Genomic DNA, 23,892 nt, shown 5'->3' on the forward strand with positions numbered 1-23,892 from the left:
AGTATAAAAACCTAATAAATGAGTTATTTAGAAACCACACATAATGTATACAAAGAAGCAGCGCTAACGCCAGATGTTGGCTTATGCTGTACTACCAACCCTATTTGGGAATTACCGGGATTAAAAATTCCGCGTATCATGCAGGAAATGAATTATGGCTGCGGTAGCACCGTACATGCGCGCGATTTAACCAACAATCCAAAAATGCTCTATGTTGGTGTTGGTGGTGGTATGGAATTATTACAATTCGCCTATTTCAACCGTCAAAAAGGAGGAGTCATAGGTATTGATGTGGTAGATGAAATGCTAGAAGCATCTCGTAAAAACTTTATAGAAGCTGAAGCACAAAACGATTGGTTTAAAAGTGATTTTGTAGACCTTAAAAAAGGAGACGCCATGAATCTTCCTGTGGAAGATAACAGTATCGATGTTGCTGCCCAAAATTGCCTCTTTAACATTTTTAAATCAGATGATTTAAAGCAAGCCATTGCCGAAATGTACCGCGTACTAAAACCTCACGGTAAATTAGTAATGAGCGACCCTACCTGCGAGCAGGACATGAATGAAGAACTTAGAAATGATGATCGCCTACGTGCTTTATGTCTAAGTGGAAGTTTACCTATTGCGGACTATGTAAAAGCACTTACCGATGCTGGTTTTGGCACCATCGAAATTAGAGCTAGAAAACCATACAGAATTCTAGATTCAAAACATTACCCAACAGACGAATTGATATATATTGAATCTATTGAAGTCGCAGCAATCAAAGACCCTATGCCTAGTGATGGCCCTTGTATATTTACAGGTAAAGCTGCTATTTATTATGGCGAACAAGACTACTTTGATGACAAACTAGGACACGTGTTATTAAAAAATCAACCTTTAGCTATTTGCGATAAAACCGCAGGTGCTTTAGCGTCATTAAACAGAGACGACATTTTTATTAGCGAATCTACATACCATTATGATGGTGGTGGCTGTTGCTAACTACCTGTTATCATTTTAATAAAAAGGCGCATTTAAATAAATGCGCCTTTTTATTTATAAACCCAGTAAGTTCTCGCTGTAAAAAGCGTCAAAAATAAAATCTAAAAACTACTTCATGATTTTATTCTTGCTTTTTATTTCTGCCCTTTTTTTAGCCTATAGCAATGGTGCCAACGATAATTTTAAAGGTGTTGCCACATTATTCGGCAGCGGTACTAGCAATTACAAAAAAGCTATAAGTTGGGCAACAATAACCACACTTGCAGGATCGATCACCGCTATATTTTTAGCGGGCGAATTAGTTAAAAACTTCTCAGGAAAAGGACTGCTTCCAGATGAGTTACTTACCATGCCTATATTTGCCATTTCCATCGCATTTGGTGCCGCATTAACTGTGTTTATTGCCACTAAGGTAGGCATGCCAATTTCTACCACACACGGGCTAGTTGGCGCGCTATTTGGGGCAGGTGTTATGGCTGTAGGGTCACAATTCAACTTTGAAAAACTAGGAAACACCTTCCTTATCCCGCTAATTGTAAGCCCATTAATGGCGGCTGTATTTAGTTATATCATTTACATCATTTTTAGATTTTTCAGAAAATCGTCGGGTATTACCAAATCAAGCTGTTTGTGTGTTGTTGAGAACCAAGTTCCTTCTCCTGTTAAATCCACAAATATGACTTTAGAAATGACTTCCAGTTTAGAAATAGTTGCCTGTAAAAAAGGATGTATTAAAACTTACGAAGGCACATTACTGGGTATTTCCTCCCAACAAATTTTAGATAAGCTTCACTTTTTAAGTGCAGGGGTGGTTAGTTTTGCTAGAGGATTAAATGACACCCCTAAAATAGCAGGATTACTACTTATTCTGAATGTGATAGAAATACACTGGAGCATGCTTTTCATTGCTGTTATCATGGCCATTGGTGGTTTAATGAATGCTAAAAAAGTGGGCATTAATATGAGTAAAAAAATAACCCCCATGAATTCTGGACAAGGCTTTACCGCAAATCTAGTAACGGGAGTTTTAGTTACAACAGCAAGTATTCACGGGTTACCCGTTTCAACAACTCATGTATCGGTAGGCTCGATTTTTGGTATAGGAACTGTAACTAAGAAAGCCGATTATAAAATGATAGGCAAAATAGTATTATCTTGGGTACTTACTTTACCTACGGCCGCCATTATAAGCGCCTTAATTTACAAACTGTTAGAAACTTTAATATAAAACAACCATCGAAAAGTACATCAACATTATAAAAAACGCCTACGCTGGCTATTGGAATTATTTAAAAAACGAGTTAATTTCCATAAACCATTGGGACAACTTTTTTTATGGCCTCATCGTCATTTCACTTGTTGTTTGGCTATTAGAAATTATATTCCCATGGCGTAAAAACCAATCTATTTTCAGGAAAGATTTTTGGTTAGACACCTTCTATATGTTTTTCAATTTCTTCCTATTAAACTTAATTGTACTTATAGCCTTATCAAATACGGTTGCTGCCTTATTCAACGATGCTTTAAAAACAATAGGGCTTTCCGTTTCAAGTCTTCAACTTTTTGATGTTGACAATCTGCCAAAATGGTTGGGTTTATTCGTTTTCTTTTTAGTATCCGACTTTGTTCAATGGAATACCCATCGCTTATTGCATCGCATCCCGTTTCTGTGGAATTTCCACAAGGTGCATCATTCTGTAAAAGAAATGGGCTTTGCAGCACACCTACGCTACCACTGGATGGAGCCCGTAGTTTACAAATCGCTATTATATATTCCCATTGCCATTATTGGTGGTTTCGATGCGCAAGATGTCGCTATTGTTTACTTCTTCAGCATCATTATCGGGCATTTAAACCACGCGAATTTAGGTTGGGATTATGGGATTTTAAAATACATTTTCAATAATCCAAAAATGCATATTTGGCACCATGTAAAAGAACTTCCTGAACATGTTAGGTTTGGTGTTAATTACGGACTAACATTAAGTATTTGGGATTACTTATTCAAAACAAACTATGTACCATACAACGGAAGAGACATAGAACTTGGTTTTGATGGGGACGAACAATTCCCGAAAGACTTTATAAACCAGGAGTTTTACCCTCTTAATAAAAAATAATGACAAAATTACTAAGCATCCTTTTTTGCACCATTCTAAGCGTTTCAATTCAAGCTCAAGGCAGCGATCATTCATCATGGACGACTCTTTTGAAAAAACATGTTTCCAACACGGGAGAAGTTAATTACAAAACGTTTAAAGCAGACCAGAAAGAGCTAACAACATATATTTCATATTTAAGCAAAAATACGCCCAATGCGTCTTTTTCAAGAGGTGAAACATTAGCCTATTGGATCAATGCCTATAACGCACTAACCATCGATTTAATTTTACGCAATTACCCTATAAAAAGTATTAAAGACATTAAAGACCCCTGGGACCAACGTCTTTGGAAATTAGGCAACACCATGTACAATTTAAGTGATATTGAACATGAAATATTACGTAAAATGGACGAACCTCGTATCCATTTCGCGATTGTTTGCGCGTCTGTTTCGTGTCCGAAACTTTTAAACGAAGCGTTTACCTCTAAAAATTTAGAACTTCAGCTTACAAAAGCTACTAAAGATTTTTTAGGAGACCCACAGCGTAATGTCATTACGAAAAACCGTTTAGAATTATCTAAAATATTTCAGTGGTTTACTAAAGATTTTAAACAGAATGGCGACCTCATCGATTTTTTAAACCAATATACAAGCGTTCAAATTTCAGCGAAAGCGAAAACAAGTTATAAAGATTATGATTGGGCATTAAATAATTAAGCCTTATGTTGTGCTAAATTTACCTTAGCCCAACATCAACCTAATTTATGGATCAATTATCTATCATTATACCTATTCTAAATGAAGCAGAAACTATTAAAAATCTGCTACATCATATTTTAGAAAATTCTTCCAAAGAAAATATTTCAGAAATTATTATAGTTGATGGTGGCAGTACGGATGGATCTACAGACATCGTATCCAAATTTTCAAATATCGTCATCCTAAATTCTGAAAAAGGGCGTGCCAAACAAATGAATTTGGGCGCAAAATACGCCACAGGCAACATTCTTTATTTTTTACATGCCGACTCTTTCCCGCCTAAACATTTTGACCAACTCATCCTTAAAGTAGTTAAAAAAGGTCATGAAGCTGGTTGCTTTAGAATGCAATTTGCCAGTTCCCATTGGTGGCTACAAATAGCCAGTTGGTTTACACAATTTAATTGGCGCGCTTGTCGTGGCGGTGACCAAAGTCAATTTATAACCAAAAATTTATTTCAAGACATTGGCGGTTTTAATGAAAGCTATATAATTTACGAAGACAACATTCTTATTAATGCTTTGTATGAAAGAAATCAGTTTGTTGTTATTAATAAAAAGCTAAAAACCTCAGCTCGTTTATACCAAAAACACGGGGTTTTGAAACTTCAATTTCACTTCGGAATAATCTATTTAAAAAAGTGGTTTGGCGCTTCAGCCGAAGAACTCTATATTTATTATCTAAAACATATTGCTTAATATTTATTTTTTTGTAATTTCAGACAATTACATTAAGCATCCCTTTCATTTAATAAAACTAAATTAAATTTTTTCATTCATATGAACATCAAAAAAGTACTTGTAGCCAACAGAGGCGAGATTGCCATTAGAATTTTTAGAGCCTGTACAGAAATTAGTATTAAAACCGTTGGCGTATACACCTTTGAAGACCGATACTCACTACACAGATACAAAGCTGATGAATCGTACCAAATTGGCGAAAATAACGAGCCTTTAAAACCTTATTTAAATATAGATGCTATTATAAAAGTAGCACTAGATAGTGGCGCAGATGCCATACATCCTGGATACGGTTTTCTTTCTGAAAACGCAGCATTAGCTCAAAAATGTGAAGATAACGGCATTATTTTTATTGGCCCTAAAGTATCTGTTTTAAAATCTTTAGGCGATAAAATAACGGCTAAAGAGGTGGCTGTAGCGAATAAGATCCCCATCATTCAAAGTAACGAAAAACCATTAATAGACATCGCAACTGCTTTAAGTGAAGCTAAAAAAATAGGCTACCCTATCATGCTAAAAGCGGCATCGGGAGGTGGCGGAAGAGGTATGCGTGTTATTCGAAAAGAAGACGAACTTAAAGGCGCCTACAACGAAAGTAAACGCGAGGCTTTAAATGCCTTTGGTGATGACACCGTATTTTTAGAAAAATTTGTAGAAAACCCTAAACATATTGAAATTCAAATTGTTGCCGATAACTACGGAAACACAGTGCATTTATTTGAACGCGATTGTTCTGTACAACGTCGTTACCAAAAAGTAATTGAATTTGCACCTTCTTATGGATTGAAAGACGAGACTAAAAACGCCTTGTATGCTTATGCCATAAAAATATGCAAAGCTGTAAATTACAACAACATTGGTACCGTCGAATTTTTGGTGGATGATGATGATTCTATCTATTTTATTGAAGTAAACCCTAGAATTCAAGTTGAACATACCGTTACAGAAGTTATTACTAATATCGATTTAGTAAAAACACAAATATTTATTGCCGGCGGATACAAATTAGCCGACGACCAAATTAAAATAGCCAGTCAAGAATCTATTCGCATTAATGGCTATGCCCTGCAATGTCGAATTACAACTGAAGATCCTCAAAACGATTTCAAGCCAGATTACGGAACGGTTTCGGCATACCGAAGTGCCTCGGGCTTTGGTATTCGTTTAGATGCAGGAAGTATTTATCAAGGCGCTAAAATTTCGCCATTTTTCGATTCCATGCTTGTAAAAGTAACAGCGAACAGTAATTCGCTTGATGGTGCCAGCAGAAAAATACGTCGTGCTTTAGCAGAGTTTAGAATTAGAGGTGTAAAAACAAACATGCCGTTTCTTGATAATATTTTGAAACATGATACCTTCAGACAAGGGAAAGTGACGGTGAATTTCATTAAATCGAATCCTGATTTATTTGAATTTAAGGCCCCTAGAAATAGAGCCACCAAATTACTTACCTATTTAGGCGAGGTAACCGTAAACGGAAACCCTGATGTTAAAAAAATAGATACAAGTAAAACATTTATAAAACCCAAAGTACCAAAGTTTGATGCCGATGCGCGTTTCCCTGAAGGCACCAAGGATTTACTTAACAAATTAGGACCAGAAAAATTCTCGCAATGGTTAGTAAATGAAAAGAAAGTTCATTTCACAGATACGACCATGCGCGATGCGCACCAAAGTTTATTGGCCACCAGAATGCGTACATATGATATGCTTGCGGTAGCTGAAGGCTATGCAAAAAACCATCCAGACATATTTAGTATGGAGGTTTGGGGAGGAGCTACTTTTGATGTTTGCTTACGTTTTCTTCAAGAAAACCCATGGGAACGCCTTAAGTTATTACGTAAAGCGATGCCGAATTTACTTTTACAAATGCTTATTAGAGGTTCGAATGGTGTGGGTTACAAGGCCTATTCTGATAATTTAATTGGCGAATTTGTTGAAAAATCTTGGGAAAGTGGTGTCGATGTTTTTAGAATTTTCGATTCGCTTAACTGGATGAAATCTTTAGCACCATGTATCGAACATGTGCGCACAAGAACAAATGGTTTAGCCGAAGGTTCTATTTGTTATACAAACGACATTCTGAATCCTGACAACAAAAAATACAATTTAAAATACTACGTAGATCTTGCCAAGGAGATTGAAAATGCCGGCGCCCATATTTTAGGCGTTAAAGACATGGCAGGTTTATTAAAACCATACGCGGCTTACGAACTTATTTCCGCATTAAAATCTGAATTAAAAATTCCTATTCATTTACATACACACGATACATCATCCATTCAATCGGCTACCTATTTAAAAGCCATTGAAGCGGGCGTTGACGTGGTCGATGTGGCTTTAGGTGGTCTATCTGGATTAACATCACAACCTAATTTTAATTCGGTTGTTGAAATGATGAAATTTCAAGACCGAGCTAGCAGTATAAATATTGATTCTTTAAATGAATATTCTAATTATTGGGAAACCGTAAGAGAGTATTATTACCCGTTTGAGTCTGGTTTAAAATCAGGTTCTGGTGAAGTCTTTAAACATGAAATTCCTGGCGGACAATACTCAAACTTAAAACCACAAGCTAGAGGCCTTGGCTTGGAAGAACGCTTTCATGAAATCACCCAAATGTATGGCGATGTTAACACCCTTTTCGGAGATATTGTAAAAGTAACTCCAAGTTCAAAAGTGGTTGGTGATATGGCACAATACCTAGTTAGCAACAATTTAACCATTCAAGATGTACTTGAAAAGGGAGACACGTTGTCTTTCCCACAATCGGTAGTCGACTTTTTTAGAGGTGACTTAGGGCAGCCCGTTGGTGGTTTTCCAAAGGAACTTCAGAAAATCATTTTAAAAGATCAAGTACCTTATACTGATAGACCGAATGCGCACATGCCTCCACTCGATCTAGAAAAGGAGTACAAAGATTTCAAAAAAATATTCGAACACGATTTAAGTAGAACGATAGATTATACCGATTTCCTATCTTATCAATTATACCCTAAAGTATTTACAGATGCGTACAACAACCATTTAAAATACGATAACCTTATGAAATTGCCTACCAAAAATTTCTTTTATGGTATGGAGATTGAAGAAGAAATTATTGTTGAATTGGATAAAGGAAAAACCATCCTTATTACTTTAGATTCTATGAGTAGAGCTAATAGTGACGGTATGGTAACGCTGTATTTCAAACTTAACGGACAAGGACGTAGTGTTGACATTAAAGACAAAAGTATTAAGATAGAAAGGATAGAAAACACAAAAGCAGATAAAACAGACCCATTTCAAATAGGAGCACCATTACAAGGGATGCTGTCTAATATTCTAGTTAAAAAAGGGGATAAGGTGGTAAAAAACCAACCCTTATTTATTATAGAAGCTATGAAAATGGAAACCACTATTACAGCGACTGAGGAAGCTACCGTAAAACAACTGGTACTAAAACCAGGTTTTATGGTAAATTCGGAAGACTTGGTAATTAAATTAAGCTAAGTTTTATTTATTCCTTCCTTTTTCATTTGGATATAAACCAGGCAATGCATCACTTTGGTGTATTGCTTTGGTTTCTATATTTACAGCCGTTATTTTGCCCTTAAAAGCAGCACCCGTATCAATATTCCAAATATTAAAAGCCTGCATAGGCACATCACAATTAAAATTGGTAGTTGGCGTATGCCCTATATAAATTTCTTTATAGTGTTTTAAACGATTCGGGAATACTAACGAATCTTCTTTGATACTTTTATCCATAGACAAAGCCATTTCCCAAAGCGTTCTATCTAAATAAAACGTTTGTTGAAACGCTTCTCTGTCTACACCGTGCGGCGATGTAAACCCAGCATGAAGAAACAATCTATTCTCAGCATCCATATGGTATAACGCCATTTTCTGGAAGAACTCCAAATGCCCCTTTTTCTCAGCATCTGAAATACCAGCATAACTTTCCATCGTTTCTTTACCACCATGCATATACCATGTTGGATTCACTTCTTCAGTCTCCAACCAATTTTCACACCAAACATCATGATTCCCTTTTATAAAAATGCAATTTATTTTTTCCGAAAGGTCTAATAAAAAGGCAATAACTTGGGCAGACTCACTCCATCCATCTACATAGTCACCTACAAAAATAAGCGTATCTTCTTCTTTAACTTCTACTTTATTTAATACTTGTAACAAGGCTTTTAACCCACCATGAATATCTCCAATAGCATATATGCTCATAAATCAAAAAATTTCTGCAAAACTAAAAGATTAAAATTAGAAACAAGAATATCGTGATTAACTTTACATTAAAAATACTGTCCAATACCAAAAACCAAACCTTGCATGGCGTTATCTGAAACGCCGTAGCCGTAATCAATTCTTAAAATAGCGTTGTATATTTTTTTATGCATAAACCGAAGTCCGATACCTGGGTATATTTTAATATTTTCAGAGGCGCTTAAATCGTTAAAATTACCACCTGGGTTTCTCCAAGTGCCCGCATCAATAAAAGCATTGCCTTGAAGCACAAACCAATCTTTTTCAAAAAACGTATGTCGGTACTCTGTATTTAAAACAAGCACACCAGTACCTCTATCAATGGTATTCCCCACACCTCTAACATTCAAATTATTATCTACTGAAAAAGGCGCAAAAGGAGTTTCGTTATTTGAAGAAAGCCCCAAACGTATTCTATTCGCCCAATTACCGCGTTCACCTACACGTTTAAATAGCAAAAAATCATTCCAACCTATAAAAAAATCAGGCAAATTATCACTGGTAGAAGTAACATACTGAAAATTAAACTGACTCTTAAACCCAGAAACATATTGATAGAAATAATCTAAATTATTATATTCGTAAATACCTTTCAAAAGCCATTTTTTCACATTCAAAGCTTGGGGAACATTGGGGTTAGTCGCACCAAATTGGTAAGCATAATCTTCTATAAAATAATTTAAACCCAATTCAATTTTATTATGAAAATTGATTTCACACAGACCTAAAACCTCAAAAGACCTATTATTGTATTTATAATTAGAAGATGTATTATCAAAAAAAACAGGCTCTAAAGTGGTTAGGTTTTGTAAATTAATGGCGAGTCCAAACGTATTTGAAAACAAATAAGGCGCTCTAAAGTTTAAGGCATAACTATTATAGTTATCCTTTTGGTAAAACCCGCCCAAACTAATATTTCTTCCAAAGGCATTGAACTCATAAAGTCCTACACGGTAAGCAAACTCATCTTGGTTGGTTGTGAAAACATTTAATGAAGGAATTAATGTGTAGTTTTCTTCAATATTATAAACCACTTCATATTTATTATTTTCAGAAAAAACGACTTGAAAATAGGCATGAGACACAGAAGGCAATCTCTTTAAACGCACCATATCTTCCTCTATTTGTAAAGAATCAAGAACACCACCCATTTTTATGGTAGATATACTTTCAACAAAGGATGTTTTCAACCTTTTATTGCCTTGAATTTTTAAATAGGACACCCGTTGCTGCGCATAGAAATGACAACTAAAAAGGACACAAAAAACGTAAAGCAGTTGCTTCATTTATTCAGAATATCGGCTTTTAATGAGGGCTTCAACAGGTTTATTTTGGGGTGTAAATCTTGAATTTTCAAGTCCTCCAGAATTTTCATGATTATGAAACCATTTCCAAACAAAGCCACCAGCAAACCAATCTTCATCCCAAAAAGTTTCATATAACGCTTGGGTGGTATTGTTTTGTGCTTCCAAATTAACAACCGTCATATCACGATCGCTTCTCCAAGGTTCTTTTCCTGAATAATCAACACTACGATAGCCATACTCGGTAAATAAAATGGGCTTACCTGTTGTAGTTGACATGGTTTTTATTTCATCAAAATACTTAACCCAACCTTCTTTACACTCTAAAACACTCGGCGTTTTACTTGTACTTACTGGAAAATAAGCATCAATTCCTATAAAATCTAATTGATTCCAAAACGGTGTTCGGTTATATTCATTCCAATTGGCCGCATAGGTTAATTGCCCCTTATATACGCTTCTTATTTCTACAATTAGCTGTTTCCAATAATCGGGACGGTGGTCTACAAATCCTTCCAATTCGGTTCCAATACAAAAAATTTCAGCGTGCACTTCTTCTGCCGCTTCTGCAAAATCTAAAATAAATTTAGAGTAAGATGCTTCTAATAATTTCCAATTTTCTTCCGAAGTCATTTTAATACCGCCAGTAAACTCACCTTTCGATACCCAGATTTGAGGTTTCACCATGGCCTTTATGCCGTGCTTCCTTAAAATTTCAACATATTGCTTCACCCCTAATTTCGTTTCACCAAACCACTGCCTATTGGTGTTATACATAATATTAGGGTGTGATAATTCACGAATAAAACCAAAAGGCATAATAGCCGCATAGTTGGCACCTACATTGGCAACAGGTTTTACATGTATATCCTTGATAGTATCGCGAGAAGCCACAAAACTAACACCATTTATTTTGGTGCTTTGCGTAATGCAAGACTGCACACTTACTAGCACCAAGAGCATTAAAAGTTTGATTTTATTCATATAAAACAAGTTTCAAACTCCTAATTTACTATTTTATCATTAAAATAAGGCTCTCAAGCCCATGTTAAATGATTGCCCTAAACCGGTATCAGTTCCGCGTACAAAATTACTATAGAGCAATTCTAAATTTAATGTTTTTGTAAGCTGGTATTTCCCTCCAAAACCTAAAGCGGTGTAATTTTGAGTAAAATCGCCCAAACGCTGTTGATGCTGTACAAAGCCCAAAACAGTAAATTCTTGACTTGGGAAATAACTTAAAAATACGCCTGGTGCCAACACAAAGGTATTATTTGCAAAACTGGCTGCATCGCCAAAATTATATTCGGTATTTAACTCGGTAAACAACTGCCAATCGCCACTTGGCAAGGTATAGTCATAAAAAAACCTATTTTGAAATGTATAAGCCGTTTGGTCTAAATACACACCGTTTTCCGATTCGTTATCCACCAAAGGAATGTGAAAGGCCGTTTGTACGGTAAAATTGCTCACACTTTTTAAAGGGTTAAATTTAATTGCAGGCGCTATAGACGTTACCCCAGATCGTGCCGTTCCTGTTTCACCATCAAAGGAAAACACATCGAAGGCTTTTCTATCACTATTAACATTCGATCTTACTTCCAGCAAGACCCCCACATTAAAACGATCGCTGTTAGATACGCCTGTAAACACATCGAGACTAGAAGTGAAGTACGTTTCTCTTGGTAGATTTTTCGCAACGTCTCCAGCACCATTAGCGCCCTTAGTTTGCGTGTATAAATTATTGAACCACTTAATATCCCACTGCCCCTTTTTTAATAGTTTAGAAGGTGTATACGTTTGTATGTTGCTTTTTTGATTTTCGCTGTCTTCTTGTGAAAATCCTGAGAAAGCAAAAACCGTAAGAAATGTTAATGTTACTAATTTCTTCATGTTTTTTGGTTTGGTTTTAATATTATTTTTGGTGCTAATTGTTTATTATTTTAATGGTTCATTTTCTAAACTAAAGGCTCCCTTTTCACACTAACCCATTAGTTTTCAACAAAACATCAATCAATAGGTCGTTCTAAATGTTAAAGAACTTACAAAAGCAACCACGCTTTTGAAGCTTAAACCGTATTTTAAAAAAAGAAAAACTTCATTAAAAATTAAGTTTCTATCTTTAGTCTCGACAGACTTCAACATAACACCCACTTTATGAAACACATTGTTATTATTGGTAATGGCATTTCTGGCGTAACAGCCGCACGACATATTCGAAAACTATCAGACCATAAAATTACTATCATTTCTGGAGAAACCGATTATTTTTTCTCGCGTACCGCCTTAATGTATGTGTATATGGGCCATATGAAATTTGAGCACACCCAACCTTACGAAAATTGGTTTTGGGAGAAAAACAACATCAACCTGAAACAAGGTTTCGTAAAAACGGTCGACACCAACTCTAAAACACTTCATTTTAATGACGGAGACACCCTAAATTACGACTCGCTTATTATTGCTACGGGCAGTAAACCCAATAAATTTGGTTGGCCTGGTCAAGATTTAAAAGGTGTTATGGGTATGTACCATAAACAAGATCTAGAAAATTTAGAGTTACACGCACCAAACAACAAGGTTTGTAAACACGCTGTCATTGTTGGAGGCGGCTTAATTGGTATTGAACTTGCTGAAATGCTAAATTCTAGAAACATACCTGTCACTTTTTTAGTGCGAGAACCTAGTTTTTGGGATGGCGTATTACCCGATGGTGAAAGCAACATGATAAACCGCCATATTAAAAACCACCATATCGACTTACGTTTATCAACCAATTTAAAAGAAATTATTTCAGATGAACATGGCCGAGTAAAGTCAGTTATTATTGAAGAAACAGGTGAAGAAATAGCGTGTGATGTGGTTGGATTAACTGCAGGTGTTGCACCAAATATAGATTTCCTTAAAGGCTCCCCGATTGAATTAGGTAGAGGTGTTAAAGTAAACCGACTTTTAGAAACAAACATAGAAGATGTGTACGCTATTGGCGATTGTGCAGAACAGCATGAAGCCATTGGCCAACGCCGCCCTATTGAGGCCGTTTGGTACACAGGTAGAATGATGGGAGAAACAGTCGCTCAAACCATTTGTGGTAACAAAACCCCATACAAGCCGGGACATTGGTTTAACTCTGCTAAATTTTTAGATATTGAATACCAAACTTACGGGTGGGTATTCAGTACTCAAAACAAACCCGATTATGAACAGCATTTCCATTGGAAACATGACGATGACACCAAATGCATTACCGTTGCCTTTAATAAGGACACCAATGTTTTTCTAGGTATTAATACGTTTGGAATACGCATGAGACACGAACATTTTGATAAGTGGCTTACTGAAAATCGAGATGTAGATTATGTGATGAAACATTTGGCAGAAGCAAATTTCGACCCTGAATTTTACAAAAGATACGAAGAGGACATTTTGGCAACTTACACAAATCAATTAAAATTAGCTTAAACATGAGTAATAAACTTAACGATAGTATGTCTTTAGCAAAACCCGAAGCTAATAACTTATCTAGCAAACAAAAAATAGCGGTGGTTATAGGTATTATTGGGCTTTTCATTATGGGATTAGCCATTTTCAATACCAACTTCCCTAATAAAACACTATTTCTATCCCTATCCATTGGGGCCATTGTTGTGGGTACTATTTTATTTGCGAATGATGCCTATTTAACCAAACTTGAAGGTATTAAGAATGACGGTGTTTGGTTTAAATCTATCTCATCACGTGGCATGTTAGGCTGGGTAACCGGTGTTTTTCTAACTGGATTTTATATTGTACTTTATTTTTATCCGCAATATTTGGGGCAATCCGCCAATGGAGAACCCAACACCGGATTAATTTCATTATTCGACCCACTAAGTAACATACTAAGCGGAAACCCTGCAAGCCAATGGTTTGTTTATGGCACGCTCTATACAGTCGCCATTTTAGTATTTGGTTATAAATTCATGTTGAAGTACCGCCATAATAGATACGAGCAATTACGTACGGCTTCGGTGATGTTTTTCCAACTCGGGTTTGCGTTTCTTATTCCGGAGTTCATGTCGCGACTTAATACCAGTCCCGATTATAATTTACCCTATTACGATTTAAAAAGCATGTGGCCACTTAACTATTATTTATTTGATAGTTGGTCTATTAACGGCTTGCTTTCATCAGGTTCCTTAGGGTTATTGATGTTGCTTTTTGGTATTGTTTCCATTTTTGTGGTCTCACCTATTTTAACATACAAATACGGAAAACGCTGGTATTGTTCTTGGGTTTGTGGTTGCGGTGGTTTAGCAGAAACGGCAGGCGATTCTTTCAGACAGTTAAGTAGCAAAAAACTATCTGCATGGAAATTGGAACGTTGGTTAATACACACCGTTTTAGTATTCTCTGTACTGATGACCACGGCGGTTATTTACACCTATTTAGGAAGCGATCCCAATAAATTTTGGTTAACCCGCGGTGCCTTTGTATTAAGTGTAGGCATATTACTTACGGTTGTTTTTGCAGTTATCATGATTTTTAAAAGAAAAGAATTGGGCAAAGACGCACGTTACGGTGCCATAGGGTATTTTGTGGTTATCGCTGCCTTATTCATCATGCACTATACGGGAGCTTCCGATAAAATATTCTTTATAAAAGCAAGCAGTTTACGTTCGGCTTACGGTTTATATATTGGTTCTATCTTCTCTGGTGTTATTGGCACAGGCTTCTACCCTATTTTAGGTAACCGTGTTTGGTGTCGTTTTGGATGCCCAATGGCGGCCGTATTAGGTTTCCAACAACGTATGTTTTCAAAATTCAGAATTACAACCAATGGTGGTCAATGTATTTCATGTGGTAACTGTTCTACCTATTGCGAAATGGGAATTGATGTACGTGCTTATGCCCAAAAAGGTGAAAACATAGTACGTTCCAGTTGTGTAGGTTGCGGTGTTTGTTCTGCCGTATGCCCTCGAGGTGTTCTAAAATTAGAGAACGATACCATGGAAGGCCGCATCAATTCTAATGAAATCCTACTTGGTAACGATGTGGATTTGATGGATTTAATCAATAAAAAATAATTTAACAAAATGCTAATATTTTGTTAAATAACTAATTAAAAGTATTGTACTTTTGCACCCTGAAAGTTAATTATTTATGCACATCATAAAAGTAATTATACCTGCTTTTAACGAAGCAGATTCTATTACCAAAGTTATTAATGCGATTCCGGAATCTGTTAACGAGATTATTGTTGTTAATAATAATTCCACCGACAAAACGGAAGAAAACGCTAAAAAAGCAGGTGCCACGGTATTAACCGAAGTAAATAAAGGCTATGGTTACGCATGCCTTAAAGGCTTGCAATACATTGCCAATAATCCCGAAAAACCAAATATTATTGTATTTTTGGATGGCGACTATAGCGATTATCCAGAAGAATTAACAAAAATTGTAGCGCCCATAATCGATAAAAACATCGATTTAGTTATTGGAGCCCGGGTTAAAAGTTTAAGAGAAGTAGGTTCTATGACCGGACCCCAAATTTTTGGAAACTGGCTAGCAACCTCTTTGATGACACTTTTTTTTGGTGCAACATTTACCGATTTAGGCCCATTTAGAGCCATAAAATACGATAAACTGCTAGCGCTCAATATGATTGACAAAACCTATGGTTGGACGGTAGAGATGCAACTAAAGGCTTTAAAACAAAAATTAACCTATACCGAAGTGCCTGTAAATTACAGAAATAGAATTGGTGTCTCGAAAGTTTCAGGAACCATAAAAGGTAGTATATTTGCAGGCGCAAAAATCTTAAGTTGGATTTTTAAATACAGTATCAAGAAATGATTCTAGAAACAACCATTATCATTATTTACACCATTTCGCTTTTGCTTATTTTCATGTATGCACTCGCGCAATTAAATTTATTGTTGAATTACTTAGCTTCTAAAAAAGTTATAGATAATTCACCAAAATTCGATTTTTCTAATCCAGAAGAAATCCCTTACGTCACTATTCAATTACCTGTTTATAACGAAATGTACGTTATGGAACGCCTGTTGGATAATATTGCAAAAATGGATTACCCACTTGATAAATTAGAAATTCAAGTATTAGACGATTCAACGGATGAAACTGTTGAGTCTACCCGTGCCCATGTTGCAAAAATACGTGCCACTGGTATAGACATTGAACACATTACTAGAACGGATAGATCTGGATTTAAAGCAGGTGCTTTAAAAGAAGGTTTAAAAATTGCTAAAGGTGAGTTCATCGCTATTTTCGATTCTGATTTTCTTCCAGAAGCAGATTGGTTAAAACGTACCGTTCCTTATTTTAAGGATGAAAAAATTGGCGTGGTTCAAACCCGTTGGGGCCATTTAAACCGTAACTATTCTATTCTTACAAAAATACAAGCCTTCGCTTTAGATGCTCACTTTACTTTAGAGCAAGTAGGTAGAAATAGTAAAGGCCACTTTATTAACTTTAACGGTACTGCAGGACTTTGGAGAAAGACTTGTATTATAGATGCTGGAAACTGGGAAGGTGATACTTTAACCGAAGATTTAGATTTAAGCTACCGTGCCCAACTTAAAAACTGGAAATTTAAATATTTAGAGAATGTTGAAACACCTGCCGAATTACCAATCGTAATTAGTGCAGCCCGTTCACAACAATTTAGATGGAATAAAGGTGGTGCAGAAAACTTTAGAAAAATGCTTGGTCGCGTTTTAAAAAGTGAAAACATTTCAGCGAAAACAAAATTACACGGCTTATTACATTTACTAAATAGTACTATGTTTTTAAACGTACTAATTGTAGCTGTATTAAGCATCCCGATGCTTTATATAAAAAATGAGTACACACACTTAAAACCATACTTCTATGTTATGAGTTTCTTCGTGGTAAGCTCTATCATATTTTTTGTATGCTACTGGTTTATGTACAAAAACATTTATGGCGGTGGGTTTAAAAACTTCATTCGTTACATAGGTATGTTTTTTGTGTTTTTCTCTATCGCAATGGGCTTTTCACTACACAACTCGATTGCTGTATTAGAAGGTCACTGGGGTAAGAAAAGTGAATTTGTACGCACACCAAAATTCAATATCAATTCTATCAAAGAAGGTTGGAAAAAGAATAAATACATTAAGAAAACCGTATCCGTTCACGTTATTTTTGAAGGTTTACTTATGTCTTATTTTGCTTTCGGTATGTACAGTGCTTTTATAGTAGGAGACCAAGGTGGCGATTTCGGACTGTTCCCATTCCACCTAATGTTATTTTTAGGCTTTGGTTATGTGTTTATTAAATCGTTAACATCGAAAGTATAGATTTACATTCAACATCATATAAATTAAAAAATCTCAAAACGAACTTTAAATAGTGGTTTTGAGATTTTTTTTATAATTATTTGAAGGAATAGTAGAGGGCTTTGCTTTACGCTTAAACCTTTTCTTAACGCCATTGCGAAGGAGGAACGACTGAAGCAATCTTTCTTATTTGAAGTTCTAATCATGATTTAGTTAACTGACTAACAGATTGCTTCGTACCTCGCAATGACGTACGAACACAATCATCACTTCATTGCGAAGGAGTAAGCTACGTAAAAATCGCCGTTTGTTTGCTTTAATTGCAAGTTATAGACATCTCGTTACAAAGAAGAATACTTCAATCAATAAAGGCTAAGACAGACCACCCATAAATATCATCGTTTACACAGCGTGATAAACATATATTATTAACTTTTATTCTGAAGAATTAAACGCTATATAATATTCACAGTTACAAATTAATTCTTTTATAGAAATGCTTATATAAAATCTAATATTTTCTCTTTCTCCGTCCACTTAACGGGCTCTCTTGATGTTTTTTCTGCCAGTAAATTCAGTATACTACCTGATTTTTCTGGGTGATAGCCATCTGCTAAATCATTAATAATTGAAATCTTTTCTTTTATTAATGAGTTGTATTTTGATTTTTGAGAAATTTCAAAGTTTACAATTGTTTTACTCAACGCATTTTCAAAATAGAATGGAGTTGAACCTGTTACGTATGTAATTAAGTTTATCGCTGAATTCTTTGAAATTATTGCATTGAATTTTATATTAGTGTAATCGTCTAATGATTTTCTTAGTTGAACATCTCCCTTGTAATTGGTTAATAAAAATGAATTAGCATCTTGTCTAAAGGTTTCCTTTTCTTTTTCTTCTTTTTCATCTTTATAAGTAATACCTAAAGCATTTACTACTCCAACAATAAAGTTCGATAAATCGAAAACAGCAGAAGAAATATCTTCTTTGTTTTTACAGGATTTATAATAAAATAATGTTCCAGTTTTATCAGCAGTGCTTTTAATTTGATAATTCTGTTGATAATATGAAGAAACCCGGTCAATTATTGCTTCTGATTCTTCATTAATACTTACTTCGTAATAGTTTAAATCAATCCAACCTCCATCAGACACTATTATTTGATCATGTAAATCTTTGACAAAAACAGAAACAAATTTATTATTCAGAGTTGAAAATGGAGTTATTATCTCCACACTATTAGCTCTTACCTTGTAAGTTGTAAGCTCACAAAAATCAGATTTAACCGCGTTAAATATGTCTAATAATTTTTCCATCGAGCTAATTTATAAAATTGACTCCGTTTAAAGGGTCGGTTTCAGTTGTATATTCAAAAAGCTCTGGAATTTTTAATCCTATTTCTAGAATATTTGCATTTTCTCCTTGATTTATATTTGTTTCTTGAAAAAAATGACTTAATCCAAATTCAATATTTTCAGCTATAGCTTTTGCTTCATTATCTTTTTTTAACACATCGGTTTTGTATGCAATTGCAAATCCGTTTTTATCAAATGAATTAAAATGTGGAGTAGTTACTTTTTGTTCTGATAGAGGGATATCAGAGGAAGTATTACGATGTGCTGGACCATCTGAATCAAACCTGAAAAATGGTTCATTACTAAAGTCTTTACAAGCTAGTTTAATTCCATATTTGTAAAAACTTTTTTTTCTTTCGATGGTTAAATCCACTTTTTCACTTATTGTTGAATGTTCAATACTTGTTGTTTTAGATAGCCAATCTTTATGAGTTTCTTTCTGCTCTAAATAGACAGAATTTTCTTTAACTGATTTTTCTCCGTAGGTCAGTTCCGTAAAATATTCAAAATCATCTTTAATTTCTATATTTTTTCTTTGCATTCGTTATTTTGATGATTAGTTCATTTTTATTTACAGGATAGTTCAATACTATTTTAAAAACACATTAGCATTTTAACTATACTAAAAATTTAAAAAACCAATTTAGCGTTTTTTTCCCACATATTTGATAAGTAAAAACATTTTACCCATAATACAGCTTATATAAAAAACACATCATAAACCATGGCACGTTTTCACATTATCTGTATCTTTAAATCGAGTAATTCTCTATATAAACATGGCCATTAACAAACCCAAAAACAGACTCAGTGCACAAGCCTATATTGATGGTGTTTTAAGTGGCAACCGTGTTATTCTGTCTAGAGCCATCACCATTGTAGAAAGCAATTTAGAGAGTGACAAAGCACTTGCTAAAACTATTATTCAAGCTATTTTATCGGCTTCGGGCCATTCGATGCGTATTGGTATTACAGGAGTGCCGGGTGTGGGTAAAAGCACCTTTATTGAAGCCTTTGGAAAACACCTCATCACGCAAGGACATAAAGTAGCTATTCTATCGATAGACCCTAGTAGCCAACGTTCTAAAGGCAGTATTTTAGGCGACAAAACCCGTATGGAAGCACTCAGCACTTTAGAGAGCGCTTACATTCGTCCATCGGCATCTGGCGATACGCTTGGAGGTGTTGCTAACAAAACCGCCGAAAGCATGCTACTCTGTGAAGCTGCTGGTTACGATATAATTTTAATTGAAACCGTTGGCGTGGGGCAATCTGAAACCGCGGTGCATGGCATGACCGATTTTTTCCTATTACTCATGCTTGCCGGTGCGGGCGACGAACTTCAAGGCATAAAACGGGGCATTATGGAAATGGCCGATATGCTGGTTATTAATAAAGCAGATGGCGACAATATTAAAAAAAGTGCGTTGGCTTGCCAGCAATATAAAAACGCGCTGCACGTGTTCCCAGAATCTGATTCGGGTTGGACGCCTGTAGTCACCACCGCTTCTTCCACAACAAACACGGGTATTGATGCTATTTGGAACGCCATTACACAGTACAAACAATTAACAACCAACAACGGGTACTTTATTGAAAACCGAAACCAGCAACAAATACGTTGGATGTATAATACCATTAATAACGAACTAAAACAGCTATTTTACGGTTCGAAAGACATGGCAGAGCAACTAACAGAATTAGAGCAAAAAATAACGAGTTCTAAAATTGCCCCCATAAAAGCAGCACAAGACATGATTGAAGCCTTTAAAAAACGTTATGAATAACACTTATTTCCGACCTACATACTCCACCGTTTTATAATCGATACATGCCTTTAAACCTCAGTTTTATAAAATTATACAGAACGCCATTGCTTTTAGTACTTAGCAGCATCGCGTTCTACCTCTCTTTTGCTTACAGTTTGGTGCGCACCGATTATGTAAAGCTCATTATGCTATATGCCGCTTTGTTTTTTTTATTTTATAAACTGGTACAAGTTTTAAAAAACCAAGTGGTTGTTCTAACCTGGCTAGCCTTTATATTTAGAGCGCTTTTTATTTTAGCCACACCAAACCTATCGCAAGACTTTTATCGCTTTATTTGGGACGGCAGAATGCTTTTAGAGGGTTTTAACCCCTACTTAAACACCGTGGTGTCTTTTATAAGCATTGGCGAGTTTCCTGTAGTGCAGTCTCAAGAGTTACACCAAGGTATGGGCGAACTTAACGCAAGTCACTTTACCAACTACCCACCTATAAACCAATTGTGTTTTGCTATTGCGGGCCTATTTGCCGGAAAAAGTATTTTGGGTTCGGTTATGGTGATGCGCCTTCTTATTATCGCTGCCGATTTTGGAACTCTCTTTTTCGGGAAAAAGCTTTTAGAACGTTTAAACCTACCTGCGCATAACATTTTCTGGTATATTTTGAACCCATTTATAATCATTGAATTAACAAGCAATCTCCATTTTGAAGGCGTGATGATTTTCTTTTTATTGTGGAGTTTGTATTTGCTGTATTCCCAGAAATGGGTGTTTGCTGCGGTTGTTTTAGGTTGTTCTATTTCGGTAAAACTAATTCCATTAATGTTTTTACCTCTATTTTTTAAGTGGTTCATGAAGAAAAAAGAGATTTCTCAAGATGCGATTGCTTCGTCGAAACCGATTCACAATAATGGATTTTTAAAATTGATTGCCTTTTACAGCATAACGCTACTAACAACCCTTTTAATGTTTCTCCCTTTTTACTCGAAACAATTTGTGAGTAATTATGCTAAAACCGTTGGGTTGTGGTTTCAAGATTTTGAATTTAATGCCAGTTTATATTATATAGCGCGCGGTATTGGTTATAGCTTTCGAGGTTATAATGAGATTGCAACTATTGGTAAAATAACACCGCTACTGGTGGTATTGTTTGTGTTAGCCATGGCCTTTTTAAGAAAAAACAAAACCACGGTTCAAATTATTACAAGTATGTTACTTGCTTTGTCTTTTTACTACTTTACAGCCACCACCGTACACCCTTGGTACGTGGCAACCCTTTTAATTTTATCTGTTTTCACTAATTACAAATTCCCTTTGGTTTGGAGTTTTGCGATTATACTTAGTTATTTAGCTTACATGAATACCAATAACACCGAAAACTTATGGATTATAGGTTTGGAATACGCCATAGTGTATAGCGTATTTATTTGGGAAGTATTTTTACAGAAAAAATTTAGCAATAAACATATCGACCACCTCGATAACAATTAAAATGATGATAATCCATTCTAATTTACTGCTTTCTTTATGATCCATAATGTCCCTAAAGAGCTCTAAGTTGTCTTTAATGATTTCAATACGATCGTGAATTAGGCGGTATCTGTCGGTTAAATCGAAAGTTATTTTTAGCTCTAAATTTAATTTATTGAGTTGTTCGTTCTCCCAAGTAATTGGTGGGGAATCGAAAATATAGAGATTCTCTGAAATTCTGTTTTTTATATTCAGCACTTTACCAATAAAACGCTTTAAATTATTTCCAGAGATATCCAACTTCCCTTTTTTCTCTAGAAAGCTTGTATGCTTATTGGTTTCAATTAGCAGGTCCTCGGTAATTTCTGCGTATCTGCTTAAAGCCACAGACTGGGAGGTATTCAACATAACCAAGCGTATCATTTCCGCATCTAAACTAGGTAGAATAACACTGTCGAAGCCTACTTTCAGGGTATCATTTTTTACCTGAACTGCTACTATTTCAGATAATTTCTTCGCAAAATAATTGGTGCAAAAGGGTTTTATTTCTTCAAAAACACGCGCAATTTCGTCGTCGCTTGCATTAAAGAAACTTACGATACCATATTGAAAAACATATACAAAGGATTTATCAGAAACCTTATAAAAAAGTTCGTCACTATCATGGAACATTAAATTCCATGATAAGTGACTTTTACTTTCTTTTATATTAATGGTACTCGCTACTTGAAAAGCAACTGTAGAATACATTATTTACTAAAAATATTAGATGAATTTTTAAAACTCTTGAATTCTAACATATAATCGTTTGGGTCTTTTATAAAGAAAGAGACATGCTCACCAACCTTAGCTTCCAAAAAACGAGCTTGAGTAACCAAGTCGAGATTTTGTTGTTTAAGATTTGAGTGAATTTTTTCCCAATCTTCCAATTCTACGATCACTCCAAAATGAAACGCCGGCAATATTTTGCCTTCGAAAACATAATTAGGACTGTTAAAATTAAATTTATCGGCCTTTATAAATGTTATTTGATTGCCAAATAAATCGATATCAACCCAATTTTGCGTTTTCCTTCCCAAGGAAGCACCAATATTGTTTACATAAAAGTTTTCTGTTCCTTTTATGCTTAAACATGGCAACGACATATGAAATGATGCGCCCATAATTTAAAAGATTAAAGAGGTTTTAGACTTTCAACCCTGTAAATTACAAAATCTTTGTCATCATCTTCAAAATCTTCAACAAAATTTATCTTGAAACTTTGGTCTACAAAACTTTTATCGTTCTTTAAATCATATTGTTTCAATACGCGTGGGTGTACTTCCTCGAATACTAACTCTTCTCCATTTTCAAACCAAAACGTAAAGTAACCGTCTTTGTAAGACTTAAAAACAGCTGTTCTCATATCAATTTCTACTTAGAATTAATCAATATCATCATCTTCGTCGTCCTCATCATAATCTGAATCGGAGTCGTCCATATCGTCATCGTCGTCCTCATCGTCATCCGACTGATTTTTCTTAACAACGACATCATCGTTATCCTCGTCTTCAGCATCATCTTCCACCTTAACTTCTTCAAAATCGACTCCTGAAGCATCATCATCAGAAACCTCATCATCACCGAAGTCTTCCATGGCTTGCACAAGGCGTTTACCAACTTTTACTAAATAAATAGTGTCATCAGTACGAACCTCGACTGCTTCAATTATTTCGTTTTGTGCATTTCTAAAAGAAATAACATCGGAATCATCGTATCCATCAGGAAACTTCTCCACAAGAAGATTTAAAATATCTTCATTTAGTTTTTTGTAATCTACAATTTTGCGTAACATTCTATTTGGG

At 35.3% G+C, this 23,892-nt stretch carries 22 protein-coding genes; 12 read left to right on the top strand and 10 right to left on the bottom strand.

Annotated elements, in window-relative coordinates; genetic code table 11:
• The first annotated feature begins 18 nt into the window (after nucleotides 1-18).
• From arsM to Q5N74_RS01430, 6 genes are all read left to right on the top strand, one after another.
• Nucleotides 19-987, top strand: a complete 969-nt coding sequence (arsM, locus tag Q5N74_RS01405; protein WP_304386882.1) for an arsenosugar biosynthesis arsenite methyltransferase ArsM — start codon at nucleotides 19-21, stop codon at nucleotides 985-987.
• A gap of 115 nt (nucleotides 988-1,102) precedes the next feature.
• Nucleotides 1,103-2,215: an inorganic phosphate transporter gene (locus Q5N74_RS01410; RefSeq protein ID WP_304386883.1), complete on the top strand. Its 1,113-nt coding sequence runs from the start codon at nucleotides 1,103-1,105 to the stop codon at nucleotides 2,213-2,215.
• Between the two features lie 7 nt (nucleotides 2,216-2,222).
• Nucleotides 2,223-3,107 carry a sterol desaturase family protein gene (locus Q5N74_RS01415; protein WP_304387167.1) on the top strand — a complete coding sequence of 295 codons (885 nt, stop codon included), beginning with the start codon at nucleotides 2,223-2,225 and terminating at the stop codon, nucleotides 3,105-3,107.
• On the top strand, nucleotides 3,107-3,808 hold the full coding sequence (locus tag Q5N74_RS01420) for a DUF547 domain-containing protein (RefSeq protein ID WP_304386884.1): 702 nt from the start codon (nucleotides 3,107-3,109) through the stop codon (nucleotides 3,806-3,808). Before Q5N74_RS01415 ends, Q5N74_RS01420 begins: the two co-directional genes overlap by 1 nt.
• 47 nt (nucleotides 3,809-3,855) lie before the next feature.
• Complete coding sequence (locus tag Q5N74_RS01425) at nucleotides 3,856-4,548, top strand: TIGR04283 family arsenosugar biosynthesis glycosyltransferase (RefSeq protein ID WP_304386885.1); 693 nt, start codon at nucleotides 3,856-3,858, stop codon at nucleotides 4,546-4,548.
• An 81-nt stretch (nucleotides 4,549-4,629) separates the two neighbouring features.
• Nucleotides 4,630-8,082, top strand: coding sequence for a pyruvate carboxylase (locus tag Q5N74_RS01430; protein WP_304386886.1), 3,453 nt, complete (start codon nucleotides 4,630-4,632; stop codon nucleotides 8,080-8,082).
• A 3-nt stretch (nucleotides 8,083-8,085) separates the two neighbouring features.
• On the opposite strand, the gene Q5N74_RS01435 is transcribed toward Q5N74_RS01430, so the two are convergent.
• The 4 genes from Q5N74_RS01435 to Q5N74_RS01450 form a co-directional block, all read right to left on the bottom strand.
• A complete protein-coding gene (locus Q5N74_RS01435) occupies nucleotides 8,086-8,814 on the bottom strand; it encodes a metallophosphoesterase family protein (RefSeq protein WP_304386887.1) in 729 nt (242 codons plus the stop codon).
• A gap of 68 nt (nucleotides 8,815-8,882) precedes the next feature.
• On the bottom strand, nucleotides 8,883-10,139 hold the full coding sequence (locus Q5N74_RS01440; protein WP_304386888.1) for an outer membrane protein assembly factor: 1,257 nt from the start codon (nucleotides 10,137-10,139) through the stop codon (nucleotides 8,883-8,885).
• The gene (locus Q5N74_RS01445; protein WP_304386890.1) at nucleotides 10,140-11,141 is read right to left on the bottom strand and encodes a glycoside hydrolase; all 1,002 of its coding nucleotides are present in this window, start codon (nucleotides 11,139-11,141) and stop codon (nucleotides 10,140-10,142) included.
• Between the two features lie 39 nt (nucleotides 11,142-11,180).
• A complete protein-coding gene (locus Q5N74_RS01450; RefSeq protein WP_304386891.1) occupies nucleotides 11,181-12,050 on the bottom strand; it encodes a hypothetical protein in 870 nt (289 codons plus the stop codon).
• A gap of 264 nt (nucleotides 12,051-12,314) precedes the next feature.
• On the opposite strand from Q5N74_RS01450, the gene Q5N74_RS01455 reads away from it, so the two are divergent.
• From Q5N74_RS01455 to Q5N74_RS01470, 4 genes are all read left to right on the top strand, one after another.
• Nucleotides 12,315-13,619: an NAD(P)/FAD-dependent oxidoreductase gene (locus Q5N74_RS01455; protein ID WP_304386892.1), complete on the top strand. Its 1,305-nt coding sequence runs from the start codon at nucleotides 12,315-12,317 to the stop codon at nucleotides 13,617-13,619.
• Between the two features lie 2 nt (nucleotides 13,620-13,621).
• Nucleotides 13,622-15,223 carry a 4Fe-4S dicluster domain-containing protein gene (locus Q5N74_RS01460; protein WP_304386893.1) on the top strand — a complete coding sequence of 534 codons (1,602 nt, stop codon included), beginning with the start codon at nucleotides 13,622-13,624 and terminating at the stop codon, nucleotides 15,221-15,223.
• A 76-nt stretch (nucleotides 15,224-15,299) separates the two neighbouring features.
• Nucleotides 15,300-15,992 (top strand): glycosyltransferase family 2 protein, encoded by a 693-nt coding sequence (locus tag Q5N74_RS01465; protein ID WP_304386894.1) that lies wholly within the window; start codon nucleotides 15,300-15,302, stop codon nucleotides 15,990-15,992.
• Nucleotides 15,989-17,479 (top strand): cellulose synthase family protein, encoded by a 1,491-nt coding sequence (locus Q5N74_RS01470; protein WP_304386895.1) that lies wholly within the window; start codon nucleotides 15,989-15,991, stop codon nucleotides 17,477-17,479. Before Q5N74_RS01465 ends, Q5N74_RS01470 begins: the two co-directional genes overlap by 4 nt.
• 479 nt (nucleotides 17,480-17,958) lie before the next feature.
• Here Q5N74_RS01470 and Q5N74_RS01475 read toward each other — a convergent pair whose 3' ends face one another.
• Both Q5N74_RS01475 and Q5N74_RS01480 read right to left on the bottom strand, forming a co-directional pair.
• Complete coding sequence (locus Q5N74_RS01475; RefSeq protein ID WP_304386896.1) at nucleotides 17,959-18,774, bottom strand: hypothetical protein; 816 nt, start codon at nucleotides 18,772-18,774, stop codon at nucleotides 17,959-17,961.
• Between the two features lie 4 nt (nucleotides 18,775-18,778).
• Nucleotides 18,779-19,354, bottom strand: coding sequence for a hypothetical protein (locus Q5N74_RS01480; protein ID WP_304386897.1), 576 nt, complete (start codon nucleotides 19,352-19,354; stop codon nucleotides 18,779-18,781).
• A 238-nt stretch (nucleotides 19,355-19,592) separates the two neighbouring features.
• Between Q5N74_RS01480 and meaB the strand changes: the two genes are divergently transcribed.
• Nucleotides 19,593-20,600 carry a methylmalonyl Co-A mutase-associated GTPase MeaB gene (gene meaB / locus Q5N74_RS01485; RefSeq protein ID WP_304386898.1) on the top strand — a complete coding sequence of 336 codons (1,008 nt, stop codon included), beginning with the start codon at nucleotides 19,593-19,595 and terminating at the stop codon, nucleotides 20,598-20,600.
• 44 nt (nucleotides 20,601-20,644) lie between these two features.
• Nucleotides 20,645-22,069 (top strand): mannosyltransferase, encoded by a 1,425-nt coding sequence (locus Q5N74_RS01490; protein ID WP_304386900.1) that lies wholly within the window; start codon nucleotides 20,645-20,647, stop codon nucleotides 22,067-22,069.
• On the opposite strand, the gene Q5N74_RS01495 is transcribed toward Q5N74_RS01490, so the two are convergent.
• From Q5N74_RS01495 to Q5N74_RS01510, 4 genes are read right to left on the bottom strand one after another with little or no spacing between them, the layout of a single operon-like run.
• Nucleotides 22,019-22,798, bottom strand: a complete 780-nt coding sequence (locus Q5N74_RS01495) for an RMD1 family protein (protein WP_304386901.1) — start codon at nucleotides 22,796-22,798, stop codon at nucleotides 22,019-22,021. The genes Q5N74_RS01490 and Q5N74_RS01495 overlap by 51 nt on opposite strands.
• On the bottom strand, nucleotides 22,798-23,211 hold the full coding sequence (locus Q5N74_RS01500) for a VOC family protein (RefSeq protein ID WP_304386902.1): 414 nt from the start codon (nucleotides 23,209-23,211) through the stop codon (nucleotides 22,798-22,800). The genes Q5N74_RS01495 and Q5N74_RS01500 overlap by 1 nt, the downstream gene beginning before the upstream one ends.
• A gap of 11 nt (nucleotides 23,212-23,222) precedes the next feature.
• On the bottom strand, nucleotides 23,223-23,453 hold the full coding sequence (locus tag Q5N74_RS01505; protein ID WP_304386904.1) for a hypothetical protein: 231 nt from the start codon (nucleotides 23,451-23,453) through the stop codon (nucleotides 23,223-23,225).
• Nucleotides 23,454-23,471: 18 nt separating this feature from the next.
• A complete protein-coding gene (locus Q5N74_RS01510) occupies nucleotides 23,472-23,882 on the bottom strand; it encodes a hypothetical protein (protein WP_304386906.1) in 411 nt (136 codons plus the stop codon).
• Between the last annotated feature and the right edge of the window lie 10 nt (nucleotides 23,883-23,892).

Source organism: Mariniflexile sp. AS56 (genome assembly GCF_030552475.1).
GTDB lineage: Bacteria > Bacteroidota > Bacteroidia > Flavobacteriales > Flavobacteriaceae > Mariniflexile.